At 61.3% G+C, this 25,896-nt stretch carries 22 protein-coding genes and 1 tRNA gene; 15 read left to right on the top strand and 8 right to left on the bottom strand.

All coding sequences use genetic code 11. The annotated features are described in order from the left end of the window. Window positions 1–55: 55 nt before the first annotated feature. The 8 genes from AAFP32_RS09955 to AAFP32_RS09920 all read left to right on the top strand — a co-directional run bounded on the left by AAFP32_RS09955 (window position 56) and on the right by AAFP32_RS09920 (window position 7,566). Window positions 56–805, top strand: coding sequence for a ScpA family protein (locus AAFP32_RS09955; protein ID WP_350269000.1), 750 nt, complete (start codon window positions 56–58; stop codon window positions 803–805). Next, on the top strand, window positions 802–1,434 hold the full coding sequence (scpB, locus tag AAFP32_RS09950) for an SMC-Scp complex subunit ScpB (RefSeq protein ID WP_101618423.1): 633 nt from the start codon (window positions 802–804) through the stop codon (window positions 1,432–1,434). The genes AAFP32_RS09955 and scpB overlap by 4 nt, the downstream gene beginning before the upstream one ends. 18 nt (window positions 1,435–1,452) lie before the next feature. Then, window positions 1,453–2,313, top strand: coding sequence for a pseudouridine synthase (locus AAFP32_RS09945; protein WP_350268999.1), 861 nt, complete (start codon window positions 1,453–1,455; stop codon window positions 2,311–2,313). Further along, window positions 2,310–3,410 (top strand): prephenate dehydrogenase, encoded by a 1,101-nt coding sequence (locus tag AAFP32_RS09940; protein WP_350268998.1) that lies wholly within the window; start codon window positions 2,310–2,312, stop codon window positions 3,408–3,410. Before AAFP32_RS09945 ends, AAFP32_RS09940 begins: the two co-directional genes overlap by 4 nt. Further along, a complete protein-coding gene (gene cmk, locus AAFP32_RS09935; RefSeq protein WP_350268997.1) occupies window positions 3,407–4,066 on the top strand; it encodes a (d)CMP kinase in 660 nt (219 codons plus the stop codon). The genes AAFP32_RS09940 and cmk overlap by 4 nt, the downstream gene beginning before the upstream one ends. Next, the gene (der, locus tag AAFP32_RS09930; RefSeq protein WP_350268996.1) at window positions 4,063–5,574 is read left to right on the top strand and encodes a ribosome biogenesis GTPase Der; all 1,512 of its coding nucleotides are present in this window, start codon (window positions 4,063–4,065) and stop codon (window positions 5,572–5,574) included. Before cmk ends, der begins: the two co-directional genes overlap by 4 nt. Continuing rightward, on the top strand, window positions 5,575–6,825 hold the full coding sequence (locus tag AAFP32_RS09925) for an AI-2E family transporter (protein WP_350268995.1): 1,251 nt from the start codon (window positions 5,575–5,577) through the stop codon (window positions 6,823–6,825). 120 nt (window positions 6,826–6,945) lie between these two features. Further along, entirely contained in the window at window positions 6,946–7,566 is a 621-nt protein-coding gene (locus AAFP32_RS09920) for an L-threonylcarbamoyladenylate synthase (protein ID WP_350268994.1), read from the top strand. A 90-nt stretch (window positions 7,567–7,656) separates the two neighbouring features. On the opposite strand, the gene AAFP32_RS09915 is transcribed toward AAFP32_RS09920, so the two are convergent. The 5 genes from AAFP32_RS09915 to AAFP32_RS09895 form a co-directional block, all read right to left on the bottom strand. Continuing rightward, window positions 7,657–8,361, bottom strand: coding sequence for an ABC transporter ATP-binding protein (locus tag AAFP32_RS09915; protein WP_350268993.1), 705 nt, complete (start codon window positions 8,359–8,361; stop codon window positions 7,657–7,659). Continuing rightward, a complete protein-coding gene (locus AAFP32_RS09910; RefSeq protein WP_350268992.1) occupies window positions 8,361–9,131 on the bottom strand; it encodes an ABC transporter ATP-binding protein in 771 nt (256 codons plus the stop codon). Before AAFP32_RS09910 ends, AAFP32_RS09915 begins: the two co-directional genes overlap by 1 nt. Beyond that, entirely contained in the window at window positions 9,131–10,222 is a 1,092-nt protein-coding gene (locus AAFP32_RS09905) for a branched-chain amino acid ABC transporter permease (protein WP_233429187.1), read from the bottom strand. Before AAFP32_RS09905 ends, AAFP32_RS09910 begins: the two co-directional genes overlap by 1 nt. Next, window positions 10,219–11,085: a branched-chain amino acid ABC transporter permease gene (locus AAFP32_RS09900; protein ID WP_101618431.1), complete on the bottom strand. Its 867-nt coding sequence runs from the start codon at window positions 11,083–11,085 to the stop codon at window positions 10,219–10,221. Before AAFP32_RS09900 ends, AAFP32_RS09905 begins: the two co-directional genes overlap by 4 nt. Window positions 11,086–11,170: 85 nt before the next feature. Further along, a complete protein-coding gene (locus tag AAFP32_RS09895; protein ID WP_101618432.1) occupies window positions 11,171–12,394 on the bottom strand; it encodes an ABC transporter substrate-binding protein in 1,224 nt (407 codons plus the stop codon). A 391-nt stretch (window positions 12,395–12,785) separates the two neighbouring features. Between AAFP32_RS09895 and AAFP32_RS09890 the strand changes: the two genes are divergently transcribed. Both AAFP32_RS09890 and AAFP32_RS09885 read left to right on the top strand, forming a co-directional pair. Then, a complete protein-coding gene (locus tag AAFP32_RS09890) occupies window positions 12,786–13,529 on the top strand; it encodes an SDR family oxidoreductase (protein ID WP_101618433.1) in 744 nt (247 codons plus the stop codon). A gap of 75 nt (window positions 13,530–13,604) precedes the next feature. Then, window positions 13,605–14,804, top strand: coding sequence for an acetyl-CoA C-acyltransferase (locus tag AAFP32_RS09885; RefSeq protein ID WP_350268991.1), 1,200 nt, complete (start codon window positions 13,605–13,607; stop codon window positions 14,802–14,804). A 58-nt stretch (window positions 14,805–14,862) separates the two neighbouring features. Here the strand turns inward: AAFP32_RS09885 and AAFP32_RS09880 are convergent, their stop codons facing one another. Beyond that, the gene (locus AAFP32_RS09880; protein WP_350268990.1) at window positions 14,863–17,454 is read right to left on the bottom strand and encodes an HNH endonuclease signature motif containing protein; all 2,592 of its coding nucleotides are present in this window, start codon (window positions 17,452–17,454) and stop codon (window positions 14,863–14,865) included. Between the two features lie 274 nt (window positions 17,455–17,728). Between AAFP32_RS09880 and AAFP32_RS09875 the strand changes: the two genes are divergently transcribed. From AAFP32_RS09875 to AAFP32_RS09860, 4 genes are all read left to right on the top strand, one after another. Next, on the top strand, window positions 17,729–19,045 hold the full coding sequence (locus AAFP32_RS09875; protein ID WP_101618435.1) for an MATE family efflux transporter: 1,317 nt from the start codon (window positions 17,729–17,731) through the stop codon (window positions 19,043–19,045). Continuing rightward, window positions 19,042–19,806 (top strand): GNAT family N-acetyltransferase, encoded by a 765-nt coding sequence (locus tag AAFP32_RS09870; protein ID WP_350268989.1) that lies wholly within the window; start codon window positions 19,042–19,044, stop codon window positions 19,804–19,806. Before AAFP32_RS09875 ends, AAFP32_RS09870 begins: the two co-directional genes overlap by 4 nt. A gap of 245 nt (window positions 19,807–20,051) precedes the next feature. Further along, window positions 20,052–21,266: an amidohydrolase family protein gene (locus AAFP32_RS09865; RefSeq protein ID WP_350268988.1), complete on the top strand. Its 1,215-nt coding sequence runs from the start codon at window positions 20,052–20,054 to the stop codon at window positions 21,264–21,266. Between the two features lie 162 nt (window positions 21,267–21,428). Continuing rightward, a complete protein-coding gene (locus tag AAFP32_RS09860; RefSeq protein ID WP_350268987.1) occupies window positions 21,429–21,929 on the top strand; it encodes a DedA family protein in 501 nt (166 codons plus the stop codon). 90 nt (window positions 21,930–22,019) lie between these two features. Here AAFP32_RS09860 and AAFP32_RS09855 read toward each other — a convergent pair whose 3' ends face one another. After that, window positions 22,020–23,420: a sugar porter family MFS transporter gene (locus tag AAFP32_RS09855; RefSeq protein WP_350271486.1), complete on the bottom strand. Its 1,401-nt coding sequence runs from the start codon at window positions 23,418–23,420 to the stop codon at window positions 22,020–22,022. A 288-nt stretch (window positions 23,421–23,708) separates the two neighbouring features. Between AAFP32_RS09855 and AAFP32_RS09850 the strand changes: the two genes are divergently transcribed. After that, complete coding sequence (locus tag AAFP32_RS09850; RefSeq protein ID WP_350268986.1) at window positions 23,709–25,139, top strand: sodium:proton antiporter; 1,431 nt, start codon at window positions 23,709–23,711, stop codon at window positions 25,137–25,139. Window positions 25,140–25,741: 602 nt separating this feature from the next. Here the strand turns inward: AAFP32_RS09850 and AAFP32_RS09845 are convergent. Beyond that, window positions 25,742–25,815, bottom strand: a tRNA-Pro gene (locus AAFP32_RS09845). Window positions 25,816–25,896 lie beyond the last annotated feature (81 nt).

The following is a 25,896-nucleotide window of genomic DNA, read 5'->3' as shown; positions in this document are numbered from 1 at the left end:
CCTCGGTCTGATCTCCAAACGTCGTCTCGACGTCACGGAGATCGCCCTCGCCGAGGTGACCGATGAGTTCATCGCCTACACGACCGGTCTGAGACAACGAGCCGGTGCCAAAGCCGGTTCCAGCCTTGCCGAGATCTCTCAGTTCCTGCTGGTGGCTGCCACTCTGCTTGACCTCAAGACGGCACGCCTGCTGCCCAATGAGGACGGGGAAGAGGAACTCGACCTCGAACTGCTCGAGGCCCGCGACCTTCTGTTCGCCCGCCTCCTGCAGTACCGGGCCTATAAGTCCGTGAGCCGATTCTTCGCCGACGCCATGGCCGCGGGATCGATCAGGGTACCGCGCAGCGTCGGACTCGAAGCCGAGTTCCAGGACGTCCTGCCCCCGCTTGAGATCCACATCGGCCCCGGCGAGCTGGCCGGACTCTATGCGACCGTGCTCCAACGCGACCACACACCCCCGAGCGTCGCGGTCGACCACATCCACCTGCCCCTCGTCAGCGTCTCCGAACAACGTGGCCACATCCTCAGCCTGCTGCGGTCCGGGGACCTCGACTTCCAGAGACTCCTCGACACCTCCGACAACACGTTGGTCGTCGTGGCCCGATTCCTGGCACTGCTGGAACTGTTCAAGGTCGGCCTCTGCGACTTCTCGCAGGAGGAGCCGCTCGGGCCACTGTTCATCTCCCGTACCGAGTCCACCGACGACGGTGTGGACCTGCGCACAGAGGGGGAGTGGGACGGTGATGCGACAGCCGACCAAGGCCACAATGACGAACGCTCAGAAGACGAAGGAGGATCGCCATGATCGACGATGAAATTCTGGCCGGGATCGAAGCGGTCCTCATGATCAGTGACTCCGCGGTGTCGGCGAATGAGCTGGCCACTGCCCTCGGGCTCGATGAGGACACCATCACTGATGCCATCGCCGAACTCAAAGCCGACTACGACGGTGAACACGGCGGCAGGCAGCGCGGGTTCGAGATCCGACTGGTCGCCGGAGGCTTCCGAATCTTCTCCCGCGGTGACTATCACGAGATCGTCAAGGACTTCCTCACCTCGGGTCAGAGCGCGAAACTGTCCCAGGCCGCACTCGAGACCCTCGCCGTCATCGCCTACCGGCAGCCGATCTCACGGCCGCGCATCGCCGCTGTCCGCGGGGTCAGCGTCGACGGTGTCATTCGCACCCTGCTTCTGCGTGGACTCATCGTCGAAGCGGGGAAGGAAGCGACCACCTCGGCGCTGCTCTACACCACCACGCACCAGTTCCTCGACGCGCTGGGAATGAACAGCATCGACGACCTGCCGGAGATCGCTCCGTACCTTCCCGAGGACGCCGACCTCGCCGAACTGGGTGCCGACAACTCCGAGGTTCTGGCCTCCGCGGAGTCAGAGTTGGGCGATCTTGACGAGGAGATGTCACGAGTTGACGATTGATTTGAGAGAATGGAGATTATGAGTCCATACCGTGATCCCCGAGCGCCAGGCGGGCGCAACAATCGTCCGACCCGAAAACAGCGATCCAACACCTCTGCAAAGGCCTCCCAGCGTTCGCCGTCAGGCACGGGCGAGAAGTCGGATGCCCATGTCAGCGGGGGTGTGAGACTCCAAAAGATCCTCGCCGAGGCGGGCCTGGGCTCACGTCGTGCATGTGAGCAGCTGATCCTCGACGGACGGGTTGAAGTGGATGGTTCCATGGTGACCGAGCTGGGCACCCGAATCGACCCTGAGACCCAGTCCGTGTACGTGGACACAGTGAGAATTTCGACACAGACTGCGAAGGTCTACCTGGTGCTGAATAAGCCTGCAGGTGTCGTGTCGACGATGAGTGACCCGGATGGTCGACCCTGCCTAGCGGACTACGTCAACAACCGCGTCGAACGACTCTTCCACGTCGGACGACTCGACACCGAGACCGAAGGCCTGATCCTCCTGACCAACGACGGGGAGCTGAGCAACCGACTGGCTCACCCACGCTACGAGATCCCGAAGACCTACCTTGCCCAGGTCAAAGGACAGCTGGCCAAGGACGTCAGCTCCCGCCTCAAGGCCGGCATCGACCTCGACGACGGCTTCGTCAAGGTTGACGCGTTCAAGCTCGTGGATTCGACGCCGGGTCGGTCCGTGGTCGAACTGACTCTGCATTCGGGTCGCAACCGGATCGTGCGCCGACTGCTCAAGGAGGTCGGCAACCCGGTCGAGCGTCTGGTGCGCACGAAATTCGGTCCGATCACATTGGACGAACAGAGGCAGGGCAAGATCCGCCCACTGCGGTCAGACGAAATCGGCGAGCTCTTCGAGGCCGTCGGCTTGTGAGAATCCACATCATCGGCACCGGTCTGCTGGGCGCAAGCCTCGGACTGGCGCTGAGCGCACAGAAGTATCAGGTCAGCCTCGAGGACACCTCACCGACGGCTCAGCAGTTGGCGGCCGATCTGGGTGCAGGAACGGTCCTGGCCGAAGGCAGCAATGTCGAGGATCCGCAGATCGTCGTCGTCGCCACCCCACCCGATGTTGCGGCCCAGACCATCGCAACGGCTCTGGCGAACTACCCGCATGCGACGGTCACGGACGTCGCAAGCGTCAAGACACGACTGCTCGAATCGGTGCGTGAACGTGTCGACGGCAGCGAACTTGACCGTTACATCGGGTGTCACCCGATGGCGGGTCGGGAGAAGTCGGGAGCGATCGCTGCCCGGTCGGACCTGTTCACGGCCCGACCATGGGTGATCTGCTCGGACGAGGACACACCACGCAACCGCCTCGGCGAGGTCGTGGCCATGGCAGAAGCCACCGGTGCCTCTGTCATCCACCTTGATCCACGCATCCACGATGCCGCGGTTGCGAAGGTCTCACACGTGCCGCAGGTCATCTCCTCGCTGGTCGCCTCTCAGCTGCGGCATGCGCCGCTGGAGGAGGTCGCACTGGCAGGTCAGGGACTGCGGGATGTGACTCGGATCGCCGCCTCCGATCCTCGTCTGTGGACGCAGATCCTGGCCGGCAACTCCGAGGAGGTCCGCTCCGTCCTGCAGGATCTGCGGACCGAGCTCGATGAGGTCATCACCGCTTTGGAACTGGGCCCGGGATCGACGGGTGCGCTGGCCAAGGCGATTGCGTTGGGCAACGAAGGTCACGATCGGATCCCGGGCAAGCACGGGCAGGCTCCGACCACATATGCTGTGGTCACGATCCTGATTCCCGACACTCCGGGAACCCTGGCCACATTGTTCAAGGACATCGGCGACCTGAACATCAACGTCGAGGACTTCCGGATGGACCACGCTCCGGGTCAGAAGCTGGGAATCGTCGATGTCTCGGTGGTGCCGGCCACCCAGCAGGAACTTGAAATCGGTTTGTTGTCGAAGGGATGGCAGATTCCCGAATCCGCCATCGAGAAAGAGGGAATTGCATGAGCGTCGTCGCCATTGACGGACCCAGCGGGGTCGGCAAGTCGAGCACCGCGAAGGAAACGGCCCGCCGATTGGGCTACCGCTACCTCGACACGGGGGCCATGTATCGTGCGATGGCTTGGCTGTGCCTGAACCGGGGCGTGAACGACCCGGTCGACGTCCTCGAACAGGTGCGCGGGGTCGATCTGGAGATCTCGACCGATCCGGACGAGTTCTTCGTCTCCGTCGACGGAATCGATGTCAGTCAGGAGATCCGTGAACCCGAGGTGTCGGAGAACGTGCAGACCGTGTCTGCCGTCGTCGATGCCCGCGAAGAGCTCATCGACATGCAGCGGACCATCATCGCCGCCGCACCTGAGGGCATTGTCGTCGAGGGTCGTGACATCACGACCGTCGTGGCCCCGGATGCCGAGGTCCGCATCCTGATGACCGCTCGTGACGAGGTGCGCGTGGCCCGACGGGCCAAGGAGCTCCACGGAAGCGCCGACGCCGAGGCTCTCGCCGCCACCCAATCCCAGGTCACCGGCCGTGACGCCAAGGACTCAGCGACAACAAGCTTCCTCGAAGCCTCCGCAGGCGTCTACACACTCGATACCAGTGACATCGATTTCGACCAGGTGGTCGAGACGGTGCTGAAACTGGTGAAGGAATCACAATGACTGAATCAGAATTCAACGAGAACCCCGATGACCATCTGGCCGAACGTCTCGAGAGCATCAGCGACGAGGAGGCCGAGAAGAGGGCGACAGCTCTCGAAGCCGGGCTCGAAGGCTATGACCTCGAAGACGAGGACCGGGCTCTGCTCGACGCCTACGGCTTCGAATACGAAACCGAGGAAACCCGCGGGGCCGATCCTGTCCTGGCTGTCGTCGGTCGACCCAATGTGGGCAAATCGACCCTGGTCAACAGGATTCTCGGCCGCCGCGAAGCCGTGGTCGAAGACGTTCCCGGAGTCACCCGTGACCGGGTGAGCTACCGGGCGGAATGGAACACGAAGGATTTCACCCTCGTCGACACCGGCGGATGGGACTCGGATTCCAAGGGCATGGCCTCTCGCATCGCGATCCAGTCCGAAGTCGCAGTCGACATGGCCGACGCTGTGGTCCTCGTCGTGGATGCGACGACCGGACCGACCGCGACCGATGAGCTGATCGTGAAGATGCTGCGAAAGAAGAAGAAGCCTGTCATCCTCGCAGCGAACAAGGTCGATGACGAACGCGGCGAGCTCATGGCCGCCGAACTCTGGGGCCTGGGCCTGGGACAGCCGTGGACGGTGTCCGGACTCCACGGACGCGGGGTCGCTGACCTCCTCGACGAGGTGCTGAACATCCTGCCCGAGGTCTCCGCCGTCGAAACCCGGATCGACGAGGGTGGGCCTCGGAGGATCGCACTGGTGGGCCGACCCAATGTCGGCAAATCATCGCTGCTCAACCAGCTCATCGGCTCCGACCGTGTGCTCGTCGACAATGTCGCCGGCACCACCCGCGACCCGGTCGACGAACTCATCGAACTCGGCGACAAGCAGTGGAGATTCGTCGACACCGCAGGCATCCGCCGTCGTGCACATCAGGCCAGCGGTGCCGACTTCTATGCGGCACTGCGCACGCAGACGGCATTGGAGCGCGCCGAGTTGGCCCTCGTCCTCCTCGAGGTCCAGGAACCGCTGAGTGAGCAGGACGTCCGCATCGTCACGACGGCCGCCGAGGCTGGCCGTGCCGTGGTGCTGGCGTTCAACAAATGGGATCTGCTTGACGACGAACGTCGCTACTACCTCGAACGTGAGATCGAACGGGACCTGGCGCACGTGTCTTGGGCCCCGCGGGTGAACATCTCCGCGAAGACCGGACGCCATGCCGAAAAGCTCGTCCCGGCCATGGAGACCGCCCTGGAGGGGTGGGATATGCGCATCCCGACCGGACGGCTCAACGCATTCCTCGGGGAACTCGTCGCCGCGAACCCCCACCCGGTGCGTGGAGGCAAGCAGCCGAGGATCCTGTTCGGGACCCAGGCACAGTCTCGGCCGCCGAAATTCGTGCTCTTCACCTCCGGCTTCCTCGATCCGGGGTATCGTCGTTTCATCATCAGGCGTCTGCGCGAGACGTTCGGGTTCAAGGGAACCCCCATCGAGGTGTCGATGCGGATCAGGGAGAAGCGGAAAGGGCGCTGAGTGAGCGATGACCCTCAGTTCCGGCAGCATCAGTCGGAGCTGACTCGCGAGCAGCGGCCCTGGCATGCGAGCCAGCCTGCCAGGGTGCTGGTAATCGCCCTGACGATTGCCGGTCTTGCCTATGCTCTGATGTTCTTCAAAGGACTTCAGGACATCGTCGCCCCAGTGTTTCTGGCACTCAACTTCTACATCGTCGTCTATCCGCTGCAGAGGTACCTGACCAGGCTGAAGGTCCCACGTGCAATCGGTGCCTGTGTCTCGGTGATCCTCGTGCTGGTGATGATCTTCGGCTTCTTCGGGCTGACGGCATGGTCAGTTGCCGAACTGGTGATCCTCATCCCCAGCTACGGCCAACAGCTCATCGCGACCTATCAGAATGCTCTGGTGTTCCTGTCCGACATCGGCGTCACCTCCACTGTGCTCGAACAGCAGTTCAATCAGTTCGACGTCAGATCTCTCATCGATGCCGTCTATCCGCTGTTGACCAATGTGTCGATGGTTGCAGGCCTGCTCACCACTGTCGTGATGGCGGTCTTCTTCGTGGCCATGGACTCCATGGGCATCGACAGACGCATGCTGATGCTCCTTGACGTCAAACCCTCGCTGTCGGCTTCACTGGGAAGCTTCGCCAGCGGTGTGCGACGCTATTGGATCGTGGCAACGATCTTCGGCCTCATCGTCGCTTTGCTCGACGTCATTGCCTTGGCGATCATCGATGTGCCGCTGATCTGGGTGTGGGGTGTGCTCGCGTTCCTGACGAACTACATTCCGAACATCGGTTTCGTCATCGGCCTCGTCCCTCCAGCACTGCTCGCGCTCGTCGACGGAGGGTGGCAGTCGGCACTGTGGGTCGTCATCGCCTACAGCGTGCTCAACTTCGTCATCCAATCGATCATCCAACCGAAGTTCACAGGAGAGTCGGTCGGAGTCACGCCGTTGGTGTCCTTCCTGTCGCTGCTGTTCTGGGTGTGGGTGCTGGGATGGCTCGGTGCACTCCTGGCACTGCCTGCGACCCTGCTGTTGAAGGCGCTGCTCGTTGACGCGGATCCGAAGGCGAAATGGGTGAACATCCTTCTCGCCTCGGATCCGAAGACCGCGAATACGTCGGCGGCAGGAGAAGACATTACCGTGTCAGTTGCGGGGGAGACGGCGGGGGAAGAACCTCCCGCGTCGGCGACGGGGGAGGAGACTCCCGCGTCGACTGGCGACAGTTCTCTGATGCCGAGGGCGGACGAGTCGCCGACGAACTGACCTGGTGGGTCGGCAGCAGAGGACTCAGACTGGTCAGGTCTCAGGTGCGTGGGCGAATAATTGTCGGATCGATTACGCAACGCCTCTCGCCTCGTGCGCTGTGAGTGGTTAGCATGAGGTATGGCGACACTACTGAATATGCATCCTGAGAACCCACAGAACCGAATGATCGAGAAGGCCGTGCAGACTCTGCGGAACGGCGGACTGATCGCCTACCCCACGGACTCGTGCTATGCGTTGGGCTGCGCCTTGGACAACAAGGCCGGGATCGAGCGGATCACCCGCATCAGACAGTTGGACTCGAAACATCACTTCACTCTGATGTGCCACGACTTCGCGCAGTTGGGACAGTTCGTCATCGTCGACAACTCTGACTTCAGGGTCATCAAGTCGATGACCCCGGGGCCCTACACGTTCATCATGAAGGCGACGAAGGAAGTCCCACGTCGCATGATGCACGCCAAAAAGCACTCGGTCGGTGCGCGGATCCCACAGAATGTGACAGCTCTGGCGCTCGTTGAAGCAATGGGCGAACCCATCCTGTCATCGACCCTGCTGCTGCCCGGCGCCGAGGACCCGCTGACCCAGGCTGATGATGTCGTCGAGCAGATCGGCAACGATGTGGATGTGGTCATCGAGTCCGGAGTGCCGGGAACCGTCCCCACCTCCGTCATCGACTTCACCGGTCGAGAGCCAGAGGTCGCACGCGTCGGGGCCGGAGACGTCTCACGCTTCGAATGAGCATCAGCGGTTCTTCGACCTGTGGTGCCTCGTCACCATAGCGAGGCACCACAGGCGGAGGAGCACACGGGCTATTCGCGCATTAGACGCTCACAGTCCCAGGTAGGCTGCCTGCACCTGGGGGTTGTCGAGCAGATTGTCGGCATCATCGGCGAGCACCACACGACCTTCTGCCAGCACATATCCGCGGTGAGCGATGGCCAGCGAAGCCTTCGCATTCTGCTCACTGAGCAGCACGCCGATTCCGTTCCGGTTGATCTGTGCAATCGACTCGAGCACCTGTTCGACAACCAGGGGAGCCAGTCCCATAGATGGTTCGTCCAAGATCAGCAGGCTGGGGTCTGACATCAGTGCACGGCCGATTGCCACCATCTGCTGCTGTCCGCCTGAGAGTGAGCCTGCTGGCTGCGCCGATTTCTCCTTCAGGATGGGAAACAGCTCGAGTACTTCGCTCAGGATCTCCTCGGTGCGGGTGCGGTCCCTGTGCGGGTACGTGCCCAGCCGGAGATTCTTCTCCACCGACATCTTCCCGAACAGATGCCGTCCCTCTGGGCAATGTGCGATGCCGCGCTTGACGATGGCATTTGGGCGCGTTCGTTGGATCGCCTGCCCGTTGTATTCGATCGTTCCCGTACGAGTTCGCAGAAGTCCGCTGATGGTTTTGAACAACGTGGTCTTTCCAGAGCCGTTCGCTCCGAGGATCACTGTCAGCTCACCGGGCTGGGCAGTGATGCTCACCCCGTGAAGCACGTCAGTCGCGTCATAGCCGACGCTTATGTTCTCCAGAGAAAGCATCAGCTCTCCTCATCCTTGGTCGATCCCAGGTAGGCACGAATCACGTCCGGGTTGCTTTGAATCTCCGCGGGGGAGCCGATCGCCAGCTTCTGACCGTGATCGAGGACGAGGATCGTGTCCGCCAGGTCCATGATCATCGACATCTTGTGTTCAACCAGCAGCACCGACACCCCGCGATTGGGCAGAGAACGAATGAGGTTGCCGAAGTCCGTTGTCTCTTCCTCGGGAATGCCTCCAGCCGGTTCATCGAGGAGTATCAGCTCTGGTTGGGTCGCCAACGCCATGGCGACAGCCGTGCGCTTCTGCACTTCTTGAGGCACATTGGACGCGAGATCGTGACGGAATTCGCCGACACCGCAGAATTCGAGCGCCTCAAGCGCCTTGTCGTGGTTGAGCGCGGATTCGCGTCGATGCCGTGGAGTGTGGAAGATCGCATCGAACACATTGGACTTGGAACGCACGATCCGGCCGGCCAACACGTTCTCCAACAGTGTGGAATCGTCGAAGAGATGAGTCGTCTGGAAAGTTCGCGCGATTCCTCCTTTGACCGAGTTGTGCGGAGACGACTGGGTGATATCACGACCGTTGAAGGACACGGTCCCAGCTGTGGGGCGATAGAACCCATGGATGAGGTTGAACAGCGTTGACTTGCCGGCACCGTTCGGGCCGATCACAGCGGTGACCTGTCCTTCCTGCACATCGAGATCGACGTTCTTCACAGCATCGAGCCCGCCGAAGCGCTTCCCGAGCCCTCGAATTTCGAGCAGCATCACTTATTCTCCTCGGTGGTGGTGATGTCGGCAGTACCTTCCCTGCGATCAGCGTTGTCAGCGCGAACAGAGTCGTCTGCCCAGGCAGAGTCGTCGGTCCGGGCAGGCCCATCCTTGCGGGCGGAGCCGATTCGTCGCTTTCGAGCTCGCTTGTCGATGAACTCTCCCAGATACCCCACGATTCCGCGGGGTGCGAAGATCACCAGAGCAATGATGATGGGGCCGAGCACGATGAACCGGTAAGCCTGGAAGTCCTGGAAGAACTCGAACAGGAAGGTCACAATCATGGTGCCCACCAGCGGCCCAGCGACAGTGCCCATCCCTCCGACCAGGATGAACATCAGGAACTCGAAGGTCTTGTCCACGGTTGCCGCATCGGGGCCGATGAAGCCGACCACTGAGGCATAGAGGCCACCGCCGATGCCGCCGAAGAATGCTGATGCGGCGAAGGCGAGTTGCTTGCTCAGCCCGACATTGACACCGATCGCATCGGCAAGGTCTTCGCTGGTTCGAATCGTCAGCAGAGTGCGCCCAACGCTTGAGCGACGAATCGCGTAGGTGATGTAGACGCAGATCAGCAGGATGACGAAGACGAGATAGAACATCGCCGTCGGATTGCTGAAGTCCACGATGTCTCCCGCCTCGGGGAACTTCACATTGTTCACCCCGGAATGGGCGTGCGTCACTGCCTCCCAACGGCTGATGGTCAGGTAGATGATGAAGCCGATGGCCATCGTGAAGATGGCGAAGTACTCGTCCTTCGTGCGCAGGGCGATCAGTCCGGACAGATAGCCGATGGCAGAAGTGCCGACCACACCGACGAGGAAAGCCTGCCAGAACGACCAGTCGAAATCGGTCGTCAGCAAGCCGACTGCGTATGCTCCGATGCCGAAGAAGCCGCCCTGGGCCAGAGACAGCTGCCCTGTGAAGCCGAGGATGATGTTCATCCCGTAGACCGCGATCGCCGAGCACAGACCGACGGTGATCACTCGCATGATGTAGTTCTCATCGCCGAATGCCACCGGTGTCAGGGCAATGACGAGAAGCACGGCCAAAGTTCCGAGGATCCGAGGATTCTTCAGTGCACTCATCGCTGCACCGCCTTTGCAAACAGGCCTGTGGGTCTGATCGCCAGCACCGCCACCAGAACGACGAAGGCCACGGCCTCGCCGACGGCCGAGGAGATGTACGTCGATGTCATCGTCTCTGCGATCGCAAGCGCGAAGCTGCCGACGATGGCACCTGGCAGTGAACCGAGTCCGCCGAGGATGATGATCGCGAACACCTTGAGGTTGAGCGAGTCGCCCATGGTGGGGGAGAGGAGGTTGATGGGAGACACGAGGCCGGCTGCGATTGTGACCAGAAGCGCCGACAGTCCCAAGGTGAGCATCGAGACCATAGCCGGGTTGATTCCGACCAGAGCCGATCCGGTCCGATCCTGCTCGATGGCTTCGATCGTCTGACCATGGATGGAGCGCTTGATGAACCATGTCAGCAGGACGAGCACAACGACTGCAGTCACGATGATCACGATGCGCTGCGCGGAGATCTGTGCGCCCAGAATATGTAGGCTTCCGGAGATCGGTGTCTCCATCCGCCTGAAGTCAGCACCCCAGATTGCCTGTGCGACGGCCTGGAAGAAGAACATGGCGCCGATGGCTGCAATCATGTGGTGAGTGTGGGGTGAGTTGCGCAGAGGGTGGAAGACCAAGCGTTCGAGTAGCACGCCGAGGACGAACAGGACGAGCGCTGCAAGGCCGATGGCAGCCACATAGGGCACGCCGACCGTGGTCAGAAAGAAGTAGGTGACATAGGCGCCGAGCATGTACAGCGCGCCGTGCGCGAGGTTGGGGATGCGCAGAACGCCGAAGACCAAGGTCAGACCGATGGCGGCAAGGCAGTACACACCGCCGAGTGCAACGCCGTTGAAGAGCTGTTGGATGAAAAGTGTCATGAAGTGATTCCTCACAGGACGTCAGACGGCGCGACAGCGGGGCATGAAGCTCATACCCCGCTGTGGGAAGCGCCGACGATGGTGACTATTTGGCGTCGGATACCTGTTCGATGGGTACCTTCGTGTACTTCTCGTCCTTGTCCAAGTAGGTGGCCTCCAAATCAGGATTCATCAGATGTCCCTGATCTGTGATTTCGGTCGGGAAGCCGTTGACCTTGTACTTGTCGTCGACCTTGCTCAGTGCGTCGGGCACGGCAGCACGGATCTTCTCGGGATCACTGGTAGTCCCCGCGACTTCCATTGCCTTGGCGATGATAGCGATACCCTGATAATTCAGCGCAGTCTCGCTGGTCGCCACCTTCTTATCGCCGGCAACTTCCGCGAAACTCTTCATGAAGTCCTTGTTGCCGGGGTCGTCGTATTCCTTGACAGGAAGAACGCCGACGGAGTTCGTCAGGTTCTTGATCTTGGTCACGGTTGCCATCTCGTCGAGTTTCGCCTGGTCCATCACGAGGAAGCTGCCCTCGAAGCCCTGCTTCTTCGCCTCTTCCATGATCAGCGCGGTCGGCTGGGAAGGGCCACCGACGAAGATGCTGTCGGGCTTCTCAGACAGGGCCTTCGAGACTGGCCCAGCGAAGTCCGACACAGTGGCGTAGTCAACGCTGTTGTCTGCGCCGATTTTGCCGTCAGCCTTCTTCCACTCGTCCGTGATCGCCTTCGTCCACTGCTGACCGTACTCACTCTGCGTGCCGAGCAGCGCGAGCTTCTTGCCCCCGTGCTTCATTCCCTGTTCGGTGAACGGCTTGGCATAGGACTCGAAGTTCGGCGGAATCATCATCGTCAGCGGGTTATCGGACTGTACGATCGCAGGATCCGAGGTGTACGCGGAGATCATGAATTTGGACCGACCGTCGTTGATCTGCTGGATCGCTTTGATCGCGCCGGCGTTGGGGGAGACGACAACGGGTGCTTTGTCCTGGTCAGCCAGTCGCTGGGCATTGCTGGCTGCGGTGGACGGCGCGTACTTGTCATCGAGGGACTTGAGCTCGATGGTGACCTTCTTCCCGTCGACCTCGAGTCCATCCTCGTTGAGATCATCGACTGCCATCTGGAGGCCCGTCTGGACATTCTCCCCGTAGGACGCGCCACCGCCGCTCAGGGGGCCGGTATAGCCGATGACGACCGAGCCGTCGCCGCCGGAGTCACCGCTTTCACCACCTCCACCGCAGGCGCCGAGAGCCAGTGCGAATGTGCTGATGACGGCGGTGGCAAGCACGGGACGGCTCGCCCTTCGGGGGATTGAGGTCATCTTTTCTCCTTTGAAAAGTGAAGCTGAGCAGCAGCGTTGCTCAAGGTTGTCGGGATGCCTGAGCAGAACCCCGAAGCCAATCTGAACGAATATTCGATTGAGGCTTAGAGAGGAACTTATCCATCATCAAATGTGATGTCAATCTCAGTGTCGATATCTCTGGCAATTCTCTTTCCCGTCGTCGATGTTTGGTCTGGACTTAGTCTCCGTTCGGTCTGGTGTACCCCGTGTGGCGGCATCTGGCGAAGTCGGCCGGGATTCAAGATCCCAATTTCTGAGCAAACAATCGTTCAGTTACTTTTGTGGTCTATGGTGGAAGCTGCGGGAGGTGAGATCCAGGTCACTCTCGTCGCAGCCCAATCACGAACCATCACCTCGGAGGAAAATCGTCATGACTCGGACAGCAATCGTCACTGGTGGCGGCCGCGGCATCGGAGCCGCCATCGCCCAGCGCCTGGCATCGGACGGAATGAACGTCGCGATCCTCGACATGGGCCCCACCGAAGACTCGGTCAGGGCTGTCGAATCTGCAGGTATGAAAGGGCTGGGGGTCGAGACTGATGTCTCTGACGAGGCTTCTGTCGAATCCGCCGTGAAGACTGTCGCAGAGACTCTCGGTGCTCCGACTGTCCTTGTCAACAACGCCGGCATTCTCCGGGACAATCTGCTGTTCAAGATGACCCATGAGGAATTCCAGAAGGTCCTCTCTGTTCACCTCGGCGGAGCATTCCTGATGACAAAGGCCGTTCAGTCATACATGGTCGAAGCGAAATTCGGCCGCATCGTGTCGATGTCGTCGACATCCGCACAGGGCAACCGTGGTCAGACGAACTACTCTGCGGCCAAGGCAGGGATCCAGGGAATGACGAAGACGTGGTCGATCGAGCTCGGCAAGTTCGGTGTCACGGCCAATGCGATTGCACCCGGTCTCATCGAAACCGACATGACCAAAGCCACCGCTGAGCGGATGGGTGTGAATTATGAGGACTTCATCGCAGCAGGAGTCGGACAGATTCCTGTGGCGCGTACGGGAAAACCCGAAGACATTGCACACACAGCCTCATTCCTCGCGTCCGAGGGGGCCGGCTTCGTCTCCGGGCAGGTCATCTACGTGGCCGGCGGACCGAAGGACTGACCAGCAGCGAATTCTGGTTCCATCATCATCGCGGCGAACTCAGGTCCGGCGCATCTCACTGAAGAAAGGCACGTCATGCGCGAAGCAGTCATCGTCTCCACCGCCAGAACTCCGATCGGAAAGGCGTACAAAGGGGCGTTCAACAACACTCAGGCCCAAGAGCTGGCGGGCCACGCCATTTCCCACGCGGTCTCACGGGCTGGTCTGGAAGGCGGCGAGGTCGACGACGTCGTCCTCGGTGCAGCTCTCCAGCAGGGCAGTCAGTCCACCAATATCGCCCGCCAGGCGGCACTCCGAGCGGGACTTCCCACAACCGTTCCCGGCATGACGATCGATCGTCAGTGTTCCTCAGGACTGATGGGAATCGCGACCGCAGCGAAGCAGATCCTCTTCGACGGTCAGGAGATTGCAGTCGGCGGCGGCGTCGAGTCGGTGTCGCTGGTGCAGAACGACAAGATGAACATGTACCGGGCGCAGGACCCGTGGCTGGTCGAACATGTTCCCGGAATCTACTACCCGATGCTCGCCACCGCCGAGGTGGTTGCCGAGCGGTATGGCATCAGTCGTGAAGCGCAGGACGAATACTCGCTGTCCTCGCAGCAGAGGACCGCAGCTGCTCAGGAGGCCGGCCGGTTCGACGATGAGATCGTGGCCTTGCCGACGACGAAGATCGTCGTCGACAAGGAGACGAAGGAATCGTCGACCCAGCAGGTGACTCTTGACCGCGACGAGGGGAACCGCCCATCGACGACTGTGGAGAGTTTGGCGGGTTTGAACCCTGTGCTCAAGCCCGGCGATGCATCGAAGGTTCCGAGCATCACCGCGGGCAACGCCTCACAACTGTCTGACGGTGCTTCTGCGTCGGTGCTGATGTCGGGTGATGAGGCGAGTCGGCGCGGTCTGGAACCGCTGGGCATCTATCGGGGAATGGCCGTGGCCGGCTGTGATCCTGACGAAATGGGGATCGGGCCCGTCTTTGCGATTCCGAAGCTGCTCAAGGCGCAGGGACTCTCGATCGATGACATCGGGCTGTGGGAGCTCAACGAAGCATTCGCTGTGCAGGCTCTCTACTGCCGTGAGCGTTTGGGGATTGATCCTGAGAAGTACAACGTCGACGGTGGAGGCATTTCGGTCGGTCACCCGTACGGAATGACCGGTGCTCGTCTGGTCGGCCATGCCCTCATCGAGGGGCGTCGCCGCGGAGTCAAGTATGTAGTCGTCACTATGTGTATTGGCGGCGGTCAGGGCGCCGCAGGACTCTTCGAGATCTGCTGAGCCAGTATCGCTGGCTGAAACTTCTGAGGCTGTTGTCACAACAGAGTCGGCTGCGCCATCAGAAGGGTGGCTGTTCACCCGAGTCCCAGAACCACAGTTTCGCGTTCTGCTCGGGTTGGCGAGAGAAGGGGTCGACGTATTCGACCCATCCGGGGCACTGATTGCCTCCGGCGGGATCAGTCGTCGACTGTGCAGTTTCTGACTGTACGGTCGACGGCTTTTCTTCTGCCTTCGCCTGTTTCCTCTGTCGTTCCTTCTTACTCGGGACCGCCTCCGTGCCAGAAGGGACAGCCTCCGTGCCAGAAGGGGCAGCTCCCGCCGGGGACGGTGCAGTCGGGGGCACAACCGTCGGTGGTGCAGTCGGCGGTTCAGTCGGTGGTGCAGTCGGCGGTTCAGTCGGTGGGGGAGCTGTCGGTGGGGGAGCAGTCGGTTGGGGCGGTGGTGTAGCGAAATACTTGAGGAAGAGTTTGGCGTGCTCGACGTTGATCGGGTTGTCGGGTGGCATGACCTCGGTGGTGATTCCGTGTTTGAAGGTGTATTCGAGTCGCCCAGGTTCGGTCATTCTGACTGAGAACTTCCGGTCTGTCTTCGCCTGGTGATGTTGCTTGCAGAGATGATGAAGGTTTCCGAATCGAGTGGCCCCGCCGCTTTCTGGGCTGTCGTGGTCGAAGGGAATGATGTGATCGACCTCGGTAGCCTCGGCACGACGGATGCATCCGGGCATGGTGCAGTTCATCCACTGGGCTGAGAGGGGCTGGCGAATGCTGTTGGGGATCGTGTAGCTGGTTGCCTTCGCATCGAGGGGAGTGCCGGTCGCTGGATCCGTGAGGATTCTTGTCCAGGTCGATGCATATCCGGCAAGCCTGCGCGCCATGTCGGCTGGAAGAGGGGAGCCGTCCGGAAGCATTCCGGCCAAATCGCACACATCTGCGTCGGCCCACTGCTTGTCAGCCGTGTTTGCTGATGATGCCGTTGTCCACGCCGCCGCCTCCGCCTTTCCGTTTGTCCCTGTTTCTTCTTCAGCCTCTGCCGTTGGGCCTTCTGAGTGCGTTTCTGTCTCGGGTGCCCGGACAGCTGCTGTGCTCGCATCGTCACCTGAGGTGCGGAGGAATTGGCTGAGCAGCGTGAACATAGGGACGGTGATCGTCGTCCGAGCCTGATGGGAGAGCCAATATTCATGGGTGGGCATGTCGAGGAGGACCTCGTAGCTGACTGCGCACGATGACCCGTCATCCGGGGGCGAAGAACCAGTGCCGAATGGTGCATGGGGGTCCGACCCCGGCGGTCGGGAGGCTGTACCGGGAGCTGGTCGGCTGTTCTTCAGCGCTTCGAAGAACCGTGGGTCGCGCAACCAGTAGTCGGGCGCAGCCTGCCCCTGCCCTTCTGCGTCGGCCGCTGCTGAAGCCTCGTCGCCCATTTGGCCGAAGGTTCGTTCGATGTAATCGAGCAGAGATTCCTCGGGAGACATGGGGACACCGTCAGGTCCCGCGAACAGACCATCGATTGAGAAGTCGGTGCTCGACGTGTCGCCCGTTGTGGTGTTGTTGCTGGTGATCCGAAGTTTCAGCTGTGGTCGGGTGCGAGTGAATATGTCGAGCATGAGCGCATCGATGCCGCGATCGTCGTCGAATGACTCCCCGGGCATGAGCTGGTCGCCGAATGCAGCAGTGTTTCCCTTGTAGACGGCTCGAGCGAATGCTTCGACCCTTCTATAGCAGGCGTGGAGTTCTGGGGCCGGACCGGTGAGGGTGAGGTAAGCGGTCCCGTCGTCACCCGTGCTGATGTCGACCCGGCGGCGGACTGCGACCTTCTCAAGCGTCTCCTCTGCTGGTTGGGTCGCTGCGATCTTCAGCGTCAGAGAGCGTTTGAACGTTTCGATTGTGATGTCTGCACGCCTGTCGGCCAAATAGTCATCAATGCTCGGTAGGTATCTGAACGCGACGTCCCTGCAGCGACGGGTCACGAATGCCACATGTTCAATGGTGAAGTCGCCGTCGCTGCACCGCTGGTGGAACTTCGGAAGCCCGTGTACCAGTGTCATCGCAGAGGTGATGTGCTTATAGGCTCCAGACGTGGTGGCACCGAGAAGCGCCGAGTACTCGCTGATGTCTTCAGCCCAAGCGTATTGATGTGTCCAACCGTTGAACGTCGACGTGGGGCTGAATGCAGGGAAGTCCGGCAGCTGCTCGGGGTGTTCTCGAGCCTCCCGCTGTTCACGGCGCATCCTTCGCCCCGCTCCGCGGTCCTTCTTGCGGCTCGAGGTGGGAGTGTGCCCGCCTATGGGCGCAGCAGTCTCGTGATCGGCGTTCTCACCGTAACCAGCGCTGTCGCTGGTACTCGTGGCCGAAGTGCCGTTGCGTCGTTTGCGGCCGCTGCGTCGGCGCACGGTCTCCGCAAGTGGTGCGAAGTCGTATGGAATCGTCAGGTCAGGTCCGGCAAGGCCGAGGTAATGCGCAACCTCTCGGACGAAGATGCCGCTGGTTGCGTCCAGAGCCGCAAACTGTGCCTGGTCGCTGCACGCGTAGACAGCTGACAGATCGTTGAATGGCGAATCTTCGTCGATATCGAGGCAACGGCCGCTGAAGGCTGACGAGCGCGAGCCGTCCGAGCGCACACGGTAGTGCGAACTGTCGTCGTTCATGTGCTTCATCGCGTTGCCTCCTCTCCACCGCTTCGTGGAGTCTGTTTGATGGCGCGAGCAACTATTCAAAGTATAACTAAGAATAGAACTGAAGGCTATAGATATTCGAATAACAGAGGGAAATCGATGATTTTATAATAGATCAGAGGAATATTTCGATCATCAGGACACAGGATGGAAGTCCATGTAGCCTCTAGCGTGATCAAATATCGTCTTTGTTGTCATATGATCTCATCCGCCACTGACATGAGGAGGAGAGCCAGCGATTCGTTAGACTCGATCCGTGGCAGCGATCGACAAAGACATTCTCCGTTTGGCACTTCCGGCCCTCGGAGCGCTGATTGCCGAACCCATATTCCTGCTCTCCGACACGGCCATGGTCGGCCATCTTGGTGCTGGTGCTCTGGGATCGTTGGCGATCGCGTCGACAATTCTGCAGACCGTCCTCGGACTGATGATCTTCCTCGCCTACGCCACCACGCCAAGGGTCGCCAGGCGCATGGGTGCGGGAGACCGCCCCGGCGCCATTAACGCGGGCTTCGACGGGATCTGGCTCGCTCTGTGCACCTCGGTCGTGCTGCTGGCCATCGGACTGCCTCTGCTCAAGCAGCTGATCGCCGCTTTCGGGCCCGGTGCCGACATCGCTGCGGGTGCGCACTCCTATCTCGCCATTTCCTGGTGGGGCCTGCCCTTCATGCTCGTCGTCATCGCCGCCACCGGGCTCCTGCGCGGGCTTCAGGACACGCGCACACCTCTCTTGGTGGCGGCAATCGGATGCATCGCCAACATCGGACTGAATGCGTTCTTCATCTACGGCCTCGATATGGGGGTCGCAGGCTCGGCTCTGGGAACAGTCATCGCCCAAGCGGGGATGTGCTCCGTCTACGTAGCGATCTCGATCAGGGCGGCACGACGATTCCACGCCACATTCCGGCCAGACTGGGCGGGGGTGCTCTCCTCGGCGAAGACCTCCGGGTGGCTGTTGGTGCGCAATGCCTCCCTGCGCGCGGCTCTGATCATCCTCGTCTTCCTCGCCACGGCTATGGGAACGGCCGAACTCGCCGCGATCCAAGTCGCACAGAGCATCTTCTTCTCCCTCGCGCTCGCCCTCGACTCACTGGCCATTGCCGGTCAGGCCTTGATCGGACTGCAGTTGGGCGCGCGCAAGGTCGAGGCAGTGGCCGCGATCAACCGCAGGCTGTGTCTGTGGGGCATCGTCTTCGGGATCGTCGTCGGTCTCATCCTCCTAGCTGGTGCCGGAATCATCCCCCGCGGCTTCTCTTCGGACCCGGAGGTCGTCGCACTGATGACGAGTCTGCTGCCCGTGCTCGCCCTGAGCATGCCCATCGCCGGCTATGTCTTCGTCCTCGACGGAGTCCTCATGGGCGCCGAGGACGCCAGGTATCTTGCTCTGGCACAATTGGCTGCTGTGAGCGGATATGCGATTCTGCTGATTCCGGTTGTCCTCTATTGGCCCGGTGCTCTGGGGCTATGGGCCGCGTTCTGCATCGGCTTCGTCGGTCTCCGGGCCCTGACATTGGGATGGCGCGTGCGCAACCGCAGATGGATCGCTCGTGCGGTCGAGAAAGGAACCTCATGAACGAACGTCAGAACCAGGATTCCGCCGAGGTGGGTCGACGGGCCGAACTCAGATCACGGATCCGCCCGCTGAGTGACGAGACCCCGGACGAGGTGTTCCTGCCCTTCCTCGAGCTGTGCTTCAACTGGTCGATGGACAAGCCTCGAGTCGAGCTCGACGAGCTCCTCAAGCGCGACGATGCCGCCTTCTACTTCAAGGACTGGGGCCGTAGCGGCGACATCGCAGTGGCAGCACATGCCGTGGAACCCGATGCCGAAGACAGCAGCGATGCGGCGACAGCTGCAAAAGACGCATTCGGCGACAGCTCACGCGTCGAGAAGGCCTCCTCCGCCGAAGATTCGGCCCCGGACATCGTCGGTCTCGCGTGGCTGCGTCTGGCTGCGGTCGATGCCGTGGTCACAAGCTCGAGTCACGACACTGCACCTGGTGACGTCGCTGCGGTAGGCGAGCCCACCACCGCAGGCGAGCCCACCACCGCAGGCGAGAAGCCCACAGCGGAGGGGTCCCAGTTCGCCGGGTATGGCTGGGTGGCGGCAGGCATTCCCGAGCTGTCGTTGGCTGTCCTGCCCGACCATCAGTCTCAGGGCATCGGCGGCATGCTCCTCGACGCAGTGTGCACATTGGCCAGGATGAGCGGGTTTCCCGCCGTCAGCCTCTCGGTCGAGGACGGAAACGGGGCAGCACGCCTCTACCAGGACCGAGGCTTCGCTGCTGTCGGACGCAGTGGGGACTCCGACATCCTCGTCAAGTCGCTCAAATAGCTGAGGGGGCTCGCGCAGCGCTTCTTCGTGCAGCTATCGGCCGATAGCCACGCTGAGATCACGGCGTTCATCAGCTCGGGCACTCGCGTGAAGTCCTCATCTCGGACCGTGAACGGCTTCACTGTCAGGCCAGTGCTTCACTATTCTGGATCAGAGCATGACGAGACGCAGATGACCGTGATAGAGCTGAACCACGGGCATGAAGCACGTCACCCGCACGATTTTCAATGATGAGGAGAACGCCAATGGTCACAGTCTTCAAGAATGCCAAGGTCTTCGACGGAACCAGGTTCCTGGCGGGGCTGCGAGATATCGTCGTCGACGGGGGAGTGATCTCCGCGGTCACCGAGGGCGGACAGGGCTCACACGATGCCGGCGACACCTACATCGACTGTGCGGACAAGACGATCATTCCCGGCGTCATCGACTGCCACGTGCATCTGATGAGCACGGGGGCCGGCAACACCTCGTCGTTCCATGATCCGTTCTCGCTGCAGTTCTACAACTCCGTCGACAATATGGCGAAGACACTCAAGGGCGGTGTGACCACCGTGCGCGATGCCGGTGGCACCGACCTCGGCGCGAAGGTTGCCATCGAGACGGGAATCGTCCGTGGGCCTCGTCTGTCGATTGCGGTGAACATCATGTCCCAGACGGGCGGGCATGGCGACTTCCACCTGGTTTCGGGTGCCGAATCACCGTTCCTCGCCCCGCATCCGGGCCGGCCCTCAGGTGTTGCCGACGGGCTCGAGGGCGTGCAGCGCAAGACCCGTGAACTGTTGCGAGCCGGAGCCGATCACATCAAGATCTGCTCGACAGGTGGAGTGCTCTCGCCGCGTGACGATCCCCGGCACTCTCAGTTCACCGAGGCGGAGATCGCCGTCATCGTCGCCGAGGCGGCCGCCCAAGGCGCGCACGTCATGTCCCATGCGCAGGGCGCACCTGGAATCAAGAACGCGGTACGTGCAGGAGTGCGTTCCATCGAACACGGCATCTACCTCGACGACGAAGCCATCGACCTGATGCTCGACAACGGCACCTTCCTCGTCCCGACCCTGCAGGCGCCGCAGGCAGTGATCAAGGCCGCCGAGGCAGGTTCGGCTCTGCCCCAGGCCGTGGTCGACAAGGCACACTCGGTGGTCGAGGCGCACTATGCGTCGATCGCGAAGGCCTATGAGGCGGGGGTGCGAATCGCGATGGGCACCGATGCTGGTGTCGGCCCCCACGGTGAGAACCTGGAAGAGATCAGCCTCCTCGCCGGGGTCGGCCTCTCCACCACCGAAGCACTGGCAGCCGGGACGTCCGTCGCGGCGGAACTGCTGGGCCACGATAACGTCGGCCGGATCGATGAGGGGGCGCTCGCCGACCTCGTGGTCATCGACGGTGACCTCAGCACCGAAGACGTCAGAGGGATCGAGTCCCGAGTAAGTTCAGTGCACCTGGGCGGCGAACTCGTCTGAAGAGACCGGCCGGACGCCTGTGGATGAGAGCGTGAGAGGACGCCAGGTGAGGGCAGACTAACCTCACCTGGCGTACAATCATGGCGTGAGCAATCGAAACCTTCCGTGCAGTGCCAGTGCCAACAGCAGAGGCATAGCCAGAGGCAGGGGCGATGATTCGCGATGAACCCCTTGAACTGGTCGTTTCCCATTGCCGTCACGTGGCTCATTCTGTTCGGCATCATTCTGGCCCGCGCGGGCGGAACCTTCCTCCTGGGGCGATTGGCGCGCAGGGGCATTCGAAGGATCGAACGCATCAACACGATCATGTCCGGCCCGAAGTACCGGAAGGCTGAGGCGATGATCGAGCGTTTCGGCGCACCAGTGATCGCCGTGAGCTTCCTCATGATCGGGGTGCAGACCGTGCTCAACCTGGCTGCTGGAACCAGCGGCATGAGCTACCGTCGCTATCTTCCGGCTCTATTTGTCGGCGGGTCGCTGTGGGCCCTGATCTATTCGACGGTCGGACTCATCGGTTTCAAGGCCCTGACAACCGCCTACCAAGTCGAGCCTGGACTGACGATCGGACTGGGCGCCTGTTTCGTCTTTGCCATCGCCGGGCTGTTCATCGGGTTGAAGAAGAAGGACGAGCGGACCGAGCCCGCAGCCCACGGCACGGCGTGACCTGTCCTGTTATGGACAACCTCGGCGTGATCGACTGCGCCCGGGACAGCCTCGGCGTGATCGACTGCGCCCGGGACAGCCTCAGCGGAGTCAGTCGCGTGGACGCGCGGTGAGATCTTCCGTCATGTCTTCCAGCTCGATTCCCTTCGTCTCGGGCACCTTCCACCAGACGAAGAAGAACGAGAGTATCGCGAAGAAGGCGTAGAAGCCGTAGGCGAAGGTCAGGCTGATATCGGAGAAGATCGGGAACGTCGTCGAGATGGCGAAGTTCGCGATCCACTGGGCCGCGGCAGCCACAGCCAGGGCACCGGCACGGATCCGGTTGGGGAACATCTCGCCCAGCAGCACCCACACCAGAGGGCCCCATGTGGTGCCGAACCCGACGACGAACACATTCGCTGAGATCAGCGCGATGATCGACCACGGCGCATCCAACTGGGCACTGGTGGTGCCATCGGAAGCGGTGGCGAGTTCCGCGAACGAGAATGACACCGCCATCATCGCCAGTGAGATTCCCATCAGGAATGAACCGGCCAGCAGCATCTTCCGACGCCCAACCTTGTCGACGAGAAGAATCGCCACGATCGTCACGACGATGTTCGTCACAGAAGTGATGACCGAGGTGAGAAGGGCACTTGATTCGTCGAATCCGACCGACTTCCACAACGTCGTCGAATAGTAGAAGATGACGTTGATGCCGACGAACTGCTGGAAGACAGACAGCAGGGCTCCGATCCACACGATCGGCTTAAGGCCGAACCGTTTGCCGATGAGGTCTCTGAATGACTCTTTGTCTTCCCGCCGGATCGAGTCGCGGATCCGTTCGATGAGGGAATCGGTGTCGGTGACCCCGGTGAAGTCACGCAGGACTCGCGTGGCTTCACCCTCTCTGCCGCGGGCCACCAGGAACCGTGGGGATTCCGGAAGCCCGAGCGCCATGAGTCCGTAGACCAGAGCGGGCAGCGTTTCGATCATGAACATCCAGCGCCAGGTCTCGATTCCGAACCACAGCACATCGGCGGCCCCACCGGACAGCGACGCCAAAAGCGCATTCGACAGCAGTGCTGCAAAGATTCCGGTCACGATCGCCAACTGCTGCAGTGACCCGAGGCGACCGCGCACCCGGGCGGGCGACACCTCGGCGATGTAGGCAGGAGCGATGACGGAAGCGGCACCTACGCCGAGTCCGCCGACCATGCGCCAGATGATGAGATCCGTGACGCCGAAGGCCAGGCCCGAACCGATGGCAGAGACGAAGAACAGAACCGCGGCGACGACCATGACGGGGAGTCTGCCGTAGCGATTGGCCAGAGTGCCGGCGAACCAGGCTCCGAGTGCGCACGCCAGCAGCGCCGAGGAGACTGCGAAGCCCTTCAGCCCAGCACTGAGGGCGAACTCCTCTGCCAGGGCGTCGACGGCGCCGTTGATGACAGCCGTGTCGAAGCCGAAGAGGAACCCGCCCAGCGCGGCGGCCAGTGAGATTCCGACGATACGGGAGTTCACCCGTTCTCGACCGTGCAGTCTGCCATCGGGGGATGGGTCGTTCTGAGGCACGTGGGTCTCCTCCTGAGGATGTCATTGGGCACACGGTGCGAATGTGATGTCGATGAACGCCACCCCAGGGTATTCCACTGACAAGCTGCTGCGCACGCGACTGTGCGAGAAATGGGCCGGGCCACCGCAGGAGGGATTGGACCGAATGTCAGTAGAGTAGGGCCACGCCGTCGTCGACGAGCTGGGTGGAACTCGTCGTCACCATCATGAGAAAGGGACCGCCGGATGGCTGTTGCCTGGTGGAGTATCCTCCCGTTCGTTCTGCTCTTGGCCTGCATAGCGGTCTTACCGCTCATTCCGGCCACTGAGAAGATCTGGGACCGCAACCTCGTCAAGCTCACCGTGGCCCTCGTGCTCGGTGTTCCCATCGCCGTGTGGTTCGTCCTCGGCGGAGCCGGTTCCGCTGTCTCCCATGCCTTGGTGGAATACTTCCAGTTCATCGTCCTGGTCGGCAGCCTGTTCGTCGCCTCGGGTGGAATCTTCCTCGTCGGCGATATCAAAGCAACGCCGAAGAACAACACGATCTTTTTAGCGATCGGTGCAGCGCTGGCATCGTTCATAGGCACTACCGGAGCGGCGATGCTCCTCATCCGGCCGATCCTCAACACCAACCAGGACCGCAGGCATCGGACCCACACCGTCATCTACACGATCTTCATTGTGGCCAACTGCGGTGGGCTCTTGACTCCGCTGGGCGATCCGCCGCTGTTCCTCGGAATGCTGCGCGGGGTCCCCTTCGAATGGACCTTCGGACTGTGGCCCTACTGGCTGTTCGTCAATACACTGCTCCTGATCAGCTTCTATGGACTGGATCGCAAGATGTACGCGAAGGAGCCCGCCGAGGCGCTGGCGACCGATGCGAAGCACGTCATAAAACTAGGGCTGCGCGGGGCGAGTGGACTCGCCTTCCTCGTCGTCATCATCATCGCCGTCGCGTTCATCCCCTCGATCGACATGCATGCAGTCGAATCCGGGCATGCGAGCCTGCCCCAGTACGTTCCCTGGCGTGAGGTCGTGATGCTCACCGCAGCACTCGCATCGTTCCTCTTCGGAGATCAGGGTGCCCGCTTCAACCTCAACAGATTCACGTGGACCCCGATTCTGGAAGTTGGAGCACTGTTCATCGGTATCTTCCTCACGATGATGCCCGCACTGGCCTACCTCGGTCAGATCGCGCATCGGATACCGCTCAATGAGATCTATCTGTTCGTATTCACCGGTGGCCTCTCCTCGGTGCTCGACAATGCTCCGACATATGTGACCTTCTTCGAAATGGCTGCTCAGGTGCCGGGGGAGCCACGGGTTGCCGGGGTGGCAGAGACTCTGTTGATCGCGCTGTCCCTGGGCGCGGTCATGGGTGGGGCGATCACCTACATCGGCAATGGGCCGAATTTCATGGTGAAGGCCGTTGCGGACTCGGCGGACGTGGAGATGCCCAGTTTCGGTGGCTACGTCGGCTGGTCGATGACTCACCTTCTCCCGGCCCTGGCTGCCATGGTGCTGCTGTTCATGGCGGATGGCGTCTGGTGGAAGCTGCTCGGCGTGCTGCTGACTCTCCTCGTGCTCGGCCGAGCCGGACTGAATATGCGTGCAGGCAGACTTGAGGCGGAGAAGAGGGCAGGCTCGATCGACCGCACGAACGAGCCTGGCGAATGAGTCATCGGCTTCTTCGATGCCGTTGTGGATGTGGCACAGAACGGCGTGGACATGAGGACCCAAATGGCCCTGATTGCGGTGGTGTCTTTCAGCGTGATCGTGTCAGCCCGCTGGCTGATCGGAGACGCGGCCCCGCGCAACAACTGCCTGGGAACGGGCACTGAAGATGACGCCGTGGATGGCGTCAGCGAGCCTTCAGTCGCGGCGCGAATCGGTGTAAAACGTCCGATCCTGTTTGCAACGCTGCCTTTGGTCGTCGCAATCTGCGGAACGGCAGTCGAGGACATCGCAAGCAAACTGGTCGGCGACCCTGGTTCCAGGGGCACTCGGAGCCGCTGCCCATATTCCGGCTGTGTGGAGGGCCGCAGGCGTGACACTGGTCGGAATCATCGCCAGCTTCGGCACTTTGCGCTGAGGGCCTGGCACCGCGGGCCACTGCAGGACGGTGAAAAACAGGGAATCAACGATGTCGACAGACATGAGAGGAACGATGACGCAAGACACCAACGTAAAAACCGGAACGATGTCGTGCGACAGTCTCGGGCCAGAAATGAGAAATGTGCCGCGACATCGAGTGAACGATGTCGCGACACATCACACGGTCGGGCTAGCGGGATTTGAACCCACGACCTCTTCACCCCCAGTGAAGCGCGCTACCAAGCTGCGCTATAGCCCGTTTCCGTGCTGCTTCGGAAAGCAACGAGACCCAGCCTATAACGATCCTTCGCGAAGTGCCAAAATTGCGTTTCGTGACCTT

Origin of the sequence: Brevibacterium sp. CBA3109, assembly GCF_040256645.1 — a bacterium.
Classification (GTDB): domain Bacteria; phylum Actinomycetota; class Actinomycetes; order Actinomycetales; family Brevibacteriaceae; genus Brevibacterium; species Brevibacterium koreense.
The sequence above is the reverse complement of the archived record's forward strand: the minus strand, read 5'-3'. Positions and strand labels throughout refer to the sequence as shown.